Origin of the sequence: Candidatus Poriferisodalis sp. (genome assembly GCF_965198245.1) — a bacterium.
GTDB lineage: Bacteria > Actinomycetota > Acidimicrobiia > Acidimicrobiales > Poriferisodalaceae > Poriferisodalis.
This window is the reverse complement of sequence record NZ_OZ240249.1, coordinates 2,277,347-2,289,618: the sequence shown is the minus strand read 5'-3', so window position 1 is coordinate 2,289,618 and position 12,272 is coordinate 2,277,347. Positions and strand designations below refer to the sequence as shown.

Annotated in this window: 11 protein-coding genes; 6 read left to right on the top strand and 5 right to left on the bottom strand. The window is 66.5% G+C overall.

The genetic code is table 11. The features are described 5' to 3' along the window. Positions 1–44 precede the first annotated feature (44 nt). Positions 45–449, bottom strand: coding sequence for a nuclear transport factor 2 family protein (locus ACOCMM_RS10475; protein ID WP_419553100.1), 405 nt, complete (start codon positions 447–449; stop codon positions 45–47). Between the two features lie 174 nt (positions 450–623). Between ACOCMM_RS10475 and ACOCMM_RS10470 the strand changes: the two genes are divergently transcribed. Then, on the top strand, positions 624–1,949 hold the full coding sequence (locus tag ACOCMM_RS10470; protein WP_419553099.1) for an ABC transporter ATP-binding protein: 1,326 nt from the start codon (positions 624–626) through the stop codon (positions 1,947–1,949). Between the two features lie 44 nt (positions 1,950–1,993). Here the strand turns inward: ACOCMM_RS10470 and ACOCMM_RS10465 are convergent, their stop codons facing one another. The 4 genes from ACOCMM_RS10465 to ACOCMM_RS10450 all read right to left on the bottom strand — a co-directional run bounded on the left by ACOCMM_RS10465 (position 1,994) and on the right by ACOCMM_RS10450 (position 6,651). After that, a complete protein-coding gene (locus ACOCMM_RS10465) occupies positions 1,994–2,899 on the bottom strand; it encodes an LLM class flavin-dependent oxidoreductase (protein WP_419553098.1) in 906 nt (301 codons plus the stop codon). A 90-nt stretch (positions 2,900–2,989) separates the two neighbouring features. Beyond that, positions 2,990–3,718 (bottom strand): M48 family metallopeptidase, encoded by a 729-nt coding sequence (locus ACOCMM_RS10460; RefSeq protein WP_419553097.1) that lies wholly within the window; start codon positions 3,716–3,718, stop codon positions 2,990–2,992. Positions 3,719–3,808: 90 nt separating this feature from the next. Then, positions 3,809–5,413, bottom strand: a complete 1,605-nt coding sequence (locus ACOCMM_RS10455; RefSeq protein WP_419553096.1) for an acyl-CoA carboxylase subunit beta — start codon at positions 5,411–5,413, stop codon at positions 3,809–3,811. Between the two features lie 107 nt (positions 5,414–5,520). After that, positions 5,521–6,651 carry a hypothetical protein gene (locus tag ACOCMM_RS10450; protein WP_419553095.1) on the bottom strand — a complete coding sequence of 377 codons (1,131 nt, stop codon included), beginning with the start codon at positions 6,649–6,651 and terminating at the stop codon, positions 5,521–5,523. A 106-nt stretch (positions 6,652–6,757) separates the two neighbouring features. Between ACOCMM_RS10450 and ACOCMM_RS10445 the strand changes: the two genes are divergently transcribed. The 5 genes from ACOCMM_RS10445 to ACOCMM_RS10425 all read left to right on the top strand — a co-directional run bounded on the left by ACOCMM_RS10445 (position 6,758) and on the right by ACOCMM_RS10425 (position 12,259). Further along, positions 6,758–7,849, top strand: a complete 1,092-nt coding sequence (locus ACOCMM_RS10445; RefSeq protein ID WP_419553094.1) for an LLM class flavin-dependent oxidoreductase — start codon at positions 6,758–6,760, stop codon at positions 7,847–7,849. A 7-nt stretch (positions 7,850–7,856) separates the two neighbouring features. Then, a complete protein-coding gene (locus ACOCMM_RS10440; RefSeq protein WP_419553093.1) occupies positions 7,857–9,029 on the top strand; it encodes a Rieske 2Fe-2S domain-containing protein in 1,173 nt (390 codons plus the stop codon). A 56-nt stretch (positions 9,030–9,085) separates the two neighbouring features. Further along, a complete protein-coding gene (locus ACOCMM_RS10435; RefSeq protein ID WP_419553092.1) occupies positions 9,086–9,613 on the top strand; it encodes a cupin domain-containing protein in 528 nt (175 codons plus the stop codon). A 103-nt stretch (positions 9,614–9,716) separates the two neighbouring features. Further along, positions 9,717–10,499: a 3-oxoacyl-ACP reductase family protein gene (locus ACOCMM_RS10430; protein WP_419553091.1), complete on the top strand. Its 783-nt coding sequence runs from the start codon at positions 9,717–9,719 to the stop codon at positions 10,497–10,499. Then, positions 10,496–12,259, top strand: a complete 1,764-nt coding sequence (locus ACOCMM_RS10425) for a thiamine pyrophosphate-binding protein (RefSeq protein WP_419553090.1) — start codon at positions 10,496–10,498, stop codon at positions 12,257–12,259. Before ACOCMM_RS10430 ends, ACOCMM_RS10425 begins: the two co-directional genes overlap by 4 nt. The last annotated feature ends 13 nt before the right edge of the window (positions 12,260–12,272 follow it).

Below are 12,272 nucleotides of genomic sequence, written 5' to 3'. Positions count from 1 at the left end.
GTGTGTCGGTTCCTTGTGCGACATCGTGCCCGGGCGTCCAGTGATCAGGCGTCTGAGACGACGATTCGCTGCGCGAACAGCCACCGGCCGTCGACCTTGCGCACGTCGTCGTCGTAGTGCCCCACGAGCAGGATTCTGCCGCCGTCGGGCAGGGGCTTGACCATCTGGAGGTGGCTGAACACGGTGGCTTCGGCGCCGTCGCCATCGGCAACGATGTTGGTCACCCAGTGCTGCGCAGAGGCGAACTCTGCGTACTGCTCCTCGGTTGCGTAGGCGGCGGCAAAGGCCCGCAGCTCGTCCCGGCCGTTGAACGTGCCGACGATCCCGATGAACTCGCCGTCCGGCGTGAAGGTATTGGCGTAGCCGTCGGCATCGCCTGTGTCGATCGCCTTGTTGTAGCGAGAGATCAGATCCCGGATCTCGACCCGGTCGTCATTTGTCAGCGCCACAGCTCTCCCCCAGTGCATTGCCGGCGTGTTGGCGTCAACCTACTTCGACACCGGTCGGGCTGGCTTCGCCCGCCGGATCCGTTAGTCATGCCTATCGAGATCCAACAGGCATAGCCATCACCGGGCATTCACCTATCTGGATACCGGCCGACGCCCTTGCTTATACTGCGTTCGGTGCGCACCGTCCGGGCATTTCGGTCGAAGCGAGATCGGCGACTCGCTGGTTCTGCTGCGTTGGATGGACCTGCCCCTCAGGTCCACGAACGGCATTGGCCAACGGCACGCTCGATCACGCTCGAGAGCGTTTCTCACTCCTACGGCCAAGCTCAGGCGCGACGTCCGCTCGACGGTGATTCGCCCAACCATGACGGCTACTCAGTCCGCGACTTGTCTCTGCATGTCGACCCCGGCGAGTCGGTGGCCTTGCTGGGACCGAGCGGGTGCGGCAAGACCACCCTGCTCCGCCTGATCGCGGGGCTCGAACGCCCGCTCGCAGGCACCATCGGTCTCGGCGACCGGCTCGTTTCGGGTCCGCCTGGGCGAGGCGGCACCTGGGTGGCACCCGAGTCACGCCGCATCGGGATGGTGTTCCAGGACTGGGCGCTGTTCGGTCACCTCACCGTGGCTCGCAACGTCGGCTACGGGCTCGAACGGACCAAGCGAACGCCCCGCCGAATCGCCGAAGCGCTCGACTTGGTGGGTCTTGCCGGTTTCGAGGAGCGCCTGCCATCGACCCTTTCCGGCGGTCAGCAACAGCGCGTCGCGTTGGCGCGGGCTCTGGCGCCACGGCCCGGAGTGCTGCTCTTGGACGAGCCCTTTTCGAATCTCGACGCCTCGCTGCGTGAGGAGGTCCGCAGCGAGGTCCGCCGGCTGTTGATCGAACTCGGCATCACCGCCGTGTTCGTCACCCACGACCAGGACGAAGCCTTCGTCGTCGGCGACCGTGTCGGCGTGTTGCGCGAGGGCCAGCTTGCCCAAGTGGACACCCCGGACGGCCTCTACCGCCGACCTGCCGATCCGTTCGTGGCGGACTTCGTGGGCACAGCGTCGTGGCTGCGCTGTACGGCATCCGCCGGCGTCGCACACACGGCGCTTGGCCGCCTCCCGCTCGGCGGCGCCGATGCTCCCCACAGCAATGGCATCCATTCCGGAGATCCAGTGACGGGCACGGTGGACGTCATGCTGCGCCCAGAGCAGCTCCGCCTCGCGCCGGGAGCGTCAGCCGAAGTCGAACTCGTGGAGTTCTACGGGCACGACTCGATGGTGGTGGCGAATCTCGATGGCACGCAATTGCGAGTGCGCTGTGGGCCCGATCCACATGTCAGCCGCGGCGATGCCGTGGCAGTCGAGTTCATCGGCACCGACGTCGTGGCGTTCGTACCCCATGGCCAGTCCGCTCACAGCCTCTACGAGGAAACCTTGGAACGAGCCGAGTTGCGATCGCCGGCGGGGACCGAGGGCTCACCCACCCCCGCCGAACTCGAACTGTTCGCCGACTGAGCGCTCGCTCGGAACGGGGCGGCTAGTGCGCTCCCGGCACAAGCTCAGCCGGTGCTGGCCCGCAGTGGGGCGATGACCTGCTCGGCGAATCGATGGGCGGGCTCTGCGCTGTCAGGATTGCCGAAGTCGAGCACAAAGTGCCGGATGCCAACCTCGATGAGCGAGGCGAGAAACTCGGCGTAGGAGGCTGACTCGCTGTCAGTAGTGGGCAGCGCTCGCTCGACGGTGGTTGACATCTCCAAACCAGACGGGTCGCGCCCGAGGCGCTCAAGCTCGTCGAGCACGATCCCGCACTTGCGATGCAGCGACTCCAAGTCGCGCCGCCAAGGTGTGTTCCAGATATCGGCATGCCGGGCGGCGACCTTGAGCCCGATCTGCTCGCCTGAAGCCCCGACGCAGATCTGCGGCGGGATCTCCGGCAGCGGTGGCGCTGCCGCCCCGTCGATGCGGTAGTGCTCGCCCTCAAAGCTCGGGTCGTCGGTGGTCCACATCAACCGGCAGATCGTGATGACCTCTTCGAGCTGGGCAAAGCGCACCTTCGGTGCCGGGAATTCGTATCCGTACGCTCCGTACTCGTCACCTCGCCACCCGGCCCCGATGCCCAGGATGAACCGGTTGCCCGACAGGTATTGCAGCGTCGCCGCCATCTTCGCTGTCAGCGCCGGCGGCCGGTAGCCGTGCCCGAGCACGTGGTGGCACAACTGCACGCCGTCGAGGCGCGCAGCGCACCAGGTGATGGTGGTCCAAGCCTCGAGGAAGGGATCGGTCTTTGCGTCGAATCCGTAGAAGTGATCTGCGATCCACAGCGAGTCGAAGTGCCCGATCACTTCAGGCAGGAGCCATTCCACCTGGTCGGCCACGATCGGCCGGTGATCGCTCCACCGGTTGCCGATGCACGGCGACAGCCATCCGAATCTCAACGCGCCTGATGCGTCCGCAGTGTCGTTCACCGCGTCACGCTAGTGCTCTGGTCCCCGATGTCTGAGTTTGTGCTCGTCGAAATCGAGCTCCCTGTGACTGCTCGCCCAAACGGATCGGCTTCACAGCGGCAGCGTTCCGGCGATTGCTCGCAGCGCAGCCTTGCGTTCGTTGACATCCGGGAGCACTGAACTCACGAGTGCCCAGAAATCGGGTCCATGGTTGAGTTCGGTGAGGTGGGCCAGTTCGTGAACAACGACGTAATCGAGCAACCTCGGTTCGAGCATCACGAGCCTCCAGTTGAACCTCAACGGGCCATCGGCAGCGCAGCTCCCCCATCGTCTGCGCTGATCCCCGATGAGCACTTCAGGCTTGGAACCTCCGCCCATTTCCGGCCACCATCGATCAACGCCGATCGAGACGTGCTCGCAAGCACGAAGCCAGTACCACTCGGCGACAGCACTGCGGATCTGCGGTGCCGCATCGGCAGGATCCACATCTACCGGCAATAGCACCTGCAATTCCCACGGTCTGAAGCGCACGTCAACGTCGACGATGTCGTCGCTGCCAACGGTCAAGCTCAGGCTGCGTCCGTGGTATGGAAGCGTGCCAGGCAGCTGGGGCGGAGCTTGCTCGGCTGGCTCAGTCGCAAGGCGGTCCAGGACCCATCGCGCCTTGCTTCGCACGAACGCCGCGATGTCTTCGGGGCGCGTTGCTGCCGGGACCGCCACACGCACGCCGTTCGGACCGGCGGTGATCTCCAGGGTCTTGTGCCGACGCGCGCTGCGCCTGATCTCATAGTCGATGACGGCGTCGCCGAATCGAATCCAGTCAAGTTCAGGTCTGTCCACTCACTGATTGTGCCCTCGAACGAACGCGGGACGGTGGTCATTTTCCGGCGTTGCTCGCCAACGTCGCACAGGACGATTCGTTCGTGCGACTCAAGGTCGAACGGCGCGCTTGCCCGTTCGCTGTGCGAGTTCGGCGAGCGCCGGCTGGGCCAGCTTGACGAACGTGCAGGCCAACCTGCGGGTCTCGCGCGGATCAATGAGGTCCACGACGTCGCCAGCCATGGCGGCCTTGAACGGCGATCGGAGCCGCAGCAGCCGTTCCTCGATCATTTCCCGGTGCGCTTCTGGGTCGGGGGCGGCGTCGATCTCGCGCCGGTACGCCGCCGCTACACCTCCCTCGATGGGAATGCCGCCCCACTCTCCCGCCGGCCATCCGAATCGGAGGTTGAGCGCGTGCGGCAGGCCGATGCTGTTCGGCGCATCGGCAGCCACCCCGTAGGACTTGCGGACGTTGAACTCCACCTTGGGCACGCTCGCCTCCGCTGAGGCGATCAACGCACGCACCCCGCGGCGCATGGTGGCCTTGCGTTCCGCGGCCGAGCCCAGCATGAAGCCGGGCATATCCAAGAAGATCACCATCGGCAGATTGAAGGCATCGCACAGGTCGACGAAGTGGGCGTACTTATCGGCGCCGTCGCCATCCATGGCCCCCGCCAGCCGCATGGGATCGCTGCCGACCACGCCGACGCTGTAGCCGTCGAGCCGGGCGAACCCGGTGATGATCGCTCCGGCGTAGTGGCGACGCATCTCGAAGAACTCACCGTTGTCGACGACGTGCCCGATGAGCGCCCGGGCGTCGTAGCCAGCTCGACGGTTCGTGGGAATGATGTTCAGCAGCTCTTCGGGCCGGCGATCCGGCGAGTCGCCGGTGTCCACCCGTGGCGCCACCTGCGAGACCGTGTTCGGCAGGTACGACAGGAACTGCTTGATCTGGTCGAACGCGTCTTCCTCGCTCTCTGCCACGTTGTCGACCTGGCCGCTCTGGTACACGTGCATCCGGTAGCCGCCGAGCTCCTCCTTCGACAGCATCTCGCCGGTCGCGCGCTGCACCACTGGAGGACCAGACGGGAAGATCTGCGACTGTCCTTTGACCATCACCGTGAAGTGCGACATCAGCGCCGCTGCCGCTGGCCAACCCGCCACCGATCCCATGATCCCCGCAGCTACCGGAACCTTGCTCAGCATCTCGACGCCTTGCCACCACATGTCGCCTTCCGGCAATGCCATCTGGCCCGATTCCTCGTCGGACCGCGAGCTGTGCCCCACGCCCTCTCGCAGTTGCACGTACGGGATGCCGTAGGTGATGGCCAGCGGCTGGGCGAACTGGTGCGGGATCTTGTGAACGTTGTGGGGGCTGCCGCCTGAGATCGTGAAGTCGTCGCCGCCGATGGCGACCGGCCGGCCGTCCAGTTCGGCAAGACCCATCACGTAGCCGCCGGGGGTGAATCCGATGATGTTGCCCTCGTCGTCGTATTCCGGACCGCCCATGAGGCCGCCCATCTCGACGAACGAGCCGGGATCGGCCATCTTGGCGATGCGCTCGCGCACCGTGTACCGGCCGCCCTGGTGCTGACGCTCGATGCGTTCGGGTCCGCCCATCTCTGAGGCGAGCTCCTTGAGGTAGGCGATTTCCGCGATCGCCTCCTCCCAGCTCATCCCCGGCTTCCAGGTTTCCCGATCCGGATCAATAGGCATCTTTCCGCTCCGATCTCCTCACAGAGACATCGCCTCGCACCCTACGGCTACGCGAACCGCGTGTAGTGCGCCTCAGCGTCGCTACGAATGTATGGGGCGCTGATCGTCTATGCCGAGAACTCGTCCTCGGGGGCAATGTGCTCCAAGAAGCAACTCGGATGACTGATGCCAGCTGTGAAGCTCGAGCCCGTATTGCCGCTCTCGGAGTAGCCCTCCACAATTTCGCCCTCTCGCAGCAGGATCGGCTCTCTCGCGTCGCGGCGTGACTGGCTCGGGTGCAGGTGCCGGTCGACCTCATCCCCAGAGTCGACGACGACGAAGATGCAGTCGGTGGCAGAGAGCTCGTGCCACTGCCACCAGCCTGCCAGGATCCCCTCTCCGACGACGCATGAAACCTCTGGGTGCTGAGTACCGGGTTCATCCCTCCAGTCGAGCAGATCTACGGGCTCGGGTCCGCTGTGCGCCCGGCACTCCCAGCTCGTGTCTCCCTCGAATTCGCCCGCAGACTCCGGCTCCTCTGCCGGGATGTCGTCGCCACCCTCCACGCCGCCGCTGCCCGAATCGTGGCGACGCGCATAGGTCTCCTCGTCAGGAACGCTGTGGTCGCCGGTTCGCTCAAGGAAGCACTCGGGACGAGACGTCGCGGAGATCATCCCGTCAATGTTCGCTGACGAGTTGTAGCCGATAACGGCCTCGCCGCTCGCGAGGGCGACCGGATCGCGCGCATCGAGCCACCACAGGCGTTCCACATCATCCTGGTAAATGGGTCGCTGCGGTTCACCTGGCCCCGAAGACCATGGCTCCGGCGCCACGGCGACGAATATGCAACTGCCCGCCGAGAGTTGAGACCATTGCCACACCCCTGGGGCGATGTCTCGTCCGACGACGTACTCAACGGGTCCCTCGGCGTCTGAGTCGTCGTTGTCGTGCCTGAAATCAACCAGCGTGGCCAGGTCTGAGGCGTGGGCCGGGTCGTCTTCGGTATCGCTCGCGGCTGAATCGGGGGGTGCCGTGCTCGGCGCGGGTGCGGAGGCGTCGGTGGTTGCCGAGTCCGACTGAGTGGTCGACGTGGCCGCTACCGGCGTGCTCTCGTGGGGCGCGGCCGTGCTGGTCGACGCTGCGATGGTCGGCGCAACCCCAGCCGGACCTGCGTCGGGTTGGTCACTCGCGCACGATGCAGTCAGACACAGCGCAATGACAGCTGCGCCAAGCCATCTCCTCGACACTGATGCGGACACGACATGGAGATTAGATGCACGCTGGTGACGGCCGATGGCGACCGCAGTAAGTTTCGGCATCTAGGCGCGGGGTTCGCGGCGCCGTCGAGAGCGACAGGGGATCACCATGGAACTGGGACTGTTCACCATGCCGAGCCATCCGCCCGAGCGCGACCTGCGCGAGGGCTGGGAGTGGGACTTGCAGGTCATCGAGTGGGCTGACGAGTTCGGGTTCGGCGAGGCGTGGATCGGCGAGCATCACGCCGCTCGGTGGGAGCCGCACCCAGCCCCAGACCTGCTCACGCTCGAAGCGCTGCGTCGGACCAAGAACATTCGCATCGGTCCGGGCGGATTCCTGATGCCCTACTACCACCCAGCGGAGCTGGCCAACCGGATCTCGCTGCTGGACCACATCTCCGAGGGCCGTCTCAACTTCGGCGTTGCCGCCAGCGGCCTGCCCAGTGACTGGGAGATGTTCGGGGTTGACGGCATGGCCGGCGAGAACCGCGAGATGACCCAGGAATCGGTCGAGTTCATCTTGAACCTCTGGAGCCAGGAACCCGGCTGGACCCACGAGGGCAAGCACTGGAAGGGCTCAGTGCCCCACGGCATGCCCGACATGGACCTCGTGCATCACCTGCGGCCGTTGCAGCAGCCGCACCCGCCGATCGGCGTGGCGGGACTGAACTCGCCGTCGCCGACGCTGGAGATGGCAGGCGAGAAGGGCTGGATCCCGATGAGCCTGAATCTCAATCCGCAGTACGTCAGCGGGCACTGGGACTCATACGAGGCGGGGGCTCGCCGGGCGGGACGCGAGGTCAGCCGCAGCGACTGGCGCATGGTGCGCGAGGTGTTCGTGGCTCCCACCGACGAGGAAGCCTGGGAGCTGTCCTACGGCGGGATGATGGGCCGGATGATGACCGAGTACTTCATCCCCCTGCTCGGCGCCTTCGACTTCCACAAGTTCCTCATCGACGAGCGCAACCCACCCGCCGACGGCGTGGTCACCGTCGAGTACTGCGCCCGCAACAACTGGTTCGTGGGCTCGCCCGAGACCGTCGCAGCCTCGATCGAGAAGGTGTACGCCGACGTCGGCGGATTCGGCCACCTGCTGCTGTTCTGCTTCGACTATGCCGACAACCCTGAGGCGTGGCGACGTTCGATGGATCTGCTGGCCAACGACGTCATGCCCCGCGTGGCGCACCTGAGCGGCGACTGAGGCGCCGATGCCTGCCCGTCCGACGCTGGAGCACACGGCTCGAGCGCTGGTCGGGCGCGTGCGAGCGCGTGTGGCGCAGCACACGGGCATCGGGAACCGGCAGATCGCCCGGCGCCCGCCCGGATGGCCACCGCTGGCTGAGCTGCCCAAGGGCGACCCGCGGCTCGGGCTCCGAGACCGCTGGTACCTGCTGGGCACTGCCGAGTTGGTACTCGACGAGCCGGTGGCCACCCGCTTGCTGGGCGAAGACCTGGTGCTGTGGCGCGACGGTTCCCGAGCGCCCCACCTCATGGCTGACCTGTGCCCGCACCGGGGAGCCAGGCTCTCGATCGGCGATGTCGTGGGCGACGAACTGCGGTGCGGTTATCACCATTGGCGCTTCGACGGGAGTGGCCAGTGCACCTCGGTGCCCTCTCAGGGCGGAGCATGTTCGCTGGCTGAGCGCACCAAGGTAAGCGTGACCTACCCGGTCACCGAAGAGGCCGGCTACCTGTGGGCCTGGATCGGCGAGTCGTCGCCGGCGGCGCTCCGCCTGCCGGCCGAATTCACCGACGATCGCTATTCGACGTTCCCCGAGACCGTCGAGTGGGGTGCGAACTGGATGCTGGCGCTCGAGAACCTCGTGGACCTCATGCATGCCCCGTTCCTGCATGCGAGCTCGATCACGCTGAACGAGGGCATCACCCATGACCGTGTCATGGTTGACGATCACGACGACGGCTTCGAGGTACGGCGCCGCGACCAGGCCGGGACGAACTTCGACTGGATCGACATCCACACGGGCTCGCTGGCATACGTGCGACTCGACATCCCGCTGCCTCGCAGCGCCGGGCCCGGTCCGCCGCTGCGGATACTGGGGTTCCTGACGCCACGCGACAATGCCGCGACGCTCGTGCACTTCCCGCGTTTCCGTGAGGTCACCGGACGTGAACGTCGGATCTGGCGGACGCTCTACCGGCTGCGCCTGCGAGGCACACACCTGCACGTGCTCAACCAGGACAAGGAGATGCTGGAGAGCCTGCGCACGACTGATGAGGCGAGGCGCGACGAGCATCTGGCGCAAGCGGACCGGCCTGTGGTGCACTTGCGTCGGGCGTTCGAGAGCGAGTTCGAGGCGCAACGGGAGCGATTCGGGCTCGCACCTGAGCTGTCACCGACCCCCATCGCCCTCGCAGACTGACTCGCACCCACCGACCGCCGCACCCGTCGACCGTCAACCACCACAGGACACCAACGATGAGCCAGACCGCTGCCGACCCGGTTGAGACAGCAGAAGCTGCCGACCTCGAGGCCCGTATCGACTCCATGTGCGCCATGCGCGGCACCCGGCGGGAGGACTGGGACACTCTCGCGTTCCAGACCAAGGCCGGCCCGCAGTACCGGCGTGCCCAGATCCGCTACATCGGCTCGGGCGGCACCGGCAATCACGAGGGCGACGATCGGGCACTGGCCGCGGAGCACTTCACGTTCTCCAACATGCTGCTGCCGCCGGGAGCTGAAGGCCCCGAGCACACTCACCACGACGTCGAGGAGGCGTTCTTCGTGCTCGAAGGCGAACTCGAGATCACGATTTACGATGGCGACGGGTCGGCCACCCGGCTGCTCGGCTACCGCGACCTCATCAAGATCCCAGCCGGCACCGCGCGCTCGTTGCGCAATGTCGGTGACACCGACGCACTGTTCGTGGTGATGCTGGGAGCGTCGAAGCCTCAGTTGCCCACCTATCCCCCGCACTCGCCCATGGCGGGAATCACGCGGGACTGAGGCTGAGCCGAATGGCGAAGCCGCGGCCCTCGCGGCCCGTGAGCGGAGCGAACAAGAGCGGGAAACGACAGGCAGCGCGCCAGGAGGGCTCACCAGTCCGCGCATGCTTGGCGCCGCTCGCACGACCGGCTCCGTTATGAACCTGGACGGCCGCCGCGTCGTCGTCACGGGCGCCGGGCGCGGGCTCGGCGAGGCGATGGCGCATGCGATCGCCGGCTTCGGGGGGCACGTCGTGGTAGCAGAGTTGTTTCCCGAGCGCGGCGAGCAAGTCGTCAGCAACATCACCGACGCAGGCGGATCGGCCGAGTTCTCTCCTGTGGACGTGAGCGACCCGGCGTCGGTCAGCGAGTTGGCCCAACGTCTTGGCGTAATGGGACCCATCTGGGGTCTCGTGAACAACGCCGGTCTCGCCGATGCCGTGGGAGGCAAGACCTTTTGGGATATCACCCCTGAGGAGTGGGATCGGATCCACACCATCAATGCCCGAGGGCCGTGGCTCGTGAGTCGAGCGTTTGCGCCGCAGCTGCTGGCAGCGGGCGAAGGCCGGATCGTCAACATCGCCTCGGACGCTGCGCTGTACGGCTCGCCCCGGCTGGCGCACTACGTCGCTTCGAAGGGAGCGCTCATCGCGCTGACGCGGGCCATGGCACGCGAGCTGGGCGACCACGGCATCACCGTCAACGCCGTGGCGCCGGGGCTAACCGAAGGACCGTCCGCAGAAGAGATCCCGGCTGAACGCCACGCGCTGTACGCCCAGAACCGAGCGATCAGCCGACCCCAGCAACCAGACGACGTCACAGGCGCCGTGGTGTTCCTGCTCTGTGACGCGGCCGCCTACATCACCGGGCAGACCATCGTGGTGGACGGCGGCTTCGTGATGCCATGAACGGGGCCTTGCCGCGAAACGGTGGCGATCTGCTCGTCGAGGTGCTGGGATCGCTCGGCATCGACACTGCCTTCGGGGTGGTGAGCGTCCACAACCTCCCGCTGGTCGATGCCCTGACGCATCAGCTGCGATGGGTGCCCACCCGCAGCGAGGCGGCCTCGGTGAACGCAGCCGACGGCTACGCCCGGGTGCGCGGCACACCCGGCTGCGCGGTGACGTCGACCGGTACCGGCGCAGCGAATGCTGCGGGAGCACTGGTGGAGGCGCTCTCGGCTGGCTCGCCGGTGCTGCATGTGACGGGCCAGATTCCCAGCGAGCATCTCGGCGCAGGCCGCGGAGTCATTCACGAGACCCGCGACCAGCTGGGGATGCTGCGGTCGTGCTCGGTCTGGGCGGCAACGGTCGCGACGGCACCGTCGGCCGATTTCTCCCGGGCAGCCCGGAGGCTGGGCACCCACCCACGCGGCCCGGTCAGCCTGGAGTGGCCGATCGATCTGCAATACACCGAGCCAGCCCTCTGGGACCATCTCCCCGATGACGCTCCCACGAGTCTTGGCTTGGACAACACCGGCGGTGGGCCCGAGCCCATCGAAGCAGCCGCACTTGTCAGCGGCTCCAGTGGCGCAGCTGCGCATCATGACTCGACGAACCTTGGTGTCGCGACCAAACCGGACGATGCTGTGTTGGACCGGGCTGCCGAGCTCATCCTCGCAGCGGAACGACCCTTGGTGTGGGCAGGAGGCGGTGCCACCGGCTGCACCGTTGCGATCGACGATCTGTTGCGCTGCACCGGCGCTGGCTTGATCACCTCGAACGCAGGGCGCGGTGTCGTGCCCGAGACCGACGACCGCGTCATCGGCAACTTCGCAGCATCTGCGACCGGTGCCGAGTTGCTCGCACAAGCCGACGTGCTCATCTCGATCGGCACGCATTTCCGCTCGAACGAGACCCGCAGCTACCGGCTGGCCCTGCCCGCCGCGCACATCCAGATTGACATCGACCCGGCAGCGATCGGTCGCGCCTACCCCGCAGAAGTCGGGATCGTGGGCGATGCCCGCACGTTGGTCGCCTCGCTCGTCGAGCGGCTCTCCGATCGCCGCTGTGCCCTGCAGCCGGAATGGCACGAGAGCATCACTGCCGCCCGTGAGCAGTGCCGAGCCCAGCTGCGACGAGATATCGGGCCATACGCAACGATCTGCGACATCATGGCGGGCGTGCTCAGCGACCGTTCACCCCGTGTGCGCGACATCACCATCCCCAACAGCTCGTGGGGCAATCGCCTGCTGCCAGTGATCGACCCATCCACCAACGTGGTCCCCCGGGGAGGCGGCATCGGACAGGCGGTCGGGATGTCGATCGGTGCCGCCGTTGCCCGTGCCGATGAACCGACCATGGTGATGGTCGGCGACGGCGGTCTCGTCCCTCAGCTCGGCGAACTGGCCACGCTGGCCCAAGAGCAGCTGCCCGTCACCGTTGTGGTCTTCGACGACGGCGGGTACGGGGTGCTGCGCAATACCCAAGACCGGCACCTCGGTCGTCGCTCCGGAGTGGACCTGGTCACCCCAGATCTGGCCGCGACAGCATCTGCGTTCGACTTCGGCTTCCTCGATGTGTCGACGCCCGCAGAGTTCGCCAGCGCATTCGAGACCGCGACGGCCGCGGGATGCCCGCAGATGATCCGTGTGGACTGTGATGCGCTGGGGCCGATGCCGGTCCCGTTCGTCCCGCCCGTCGAGATGCCGACGACAGCCGGGCCATGAGTCCCGAAATGAG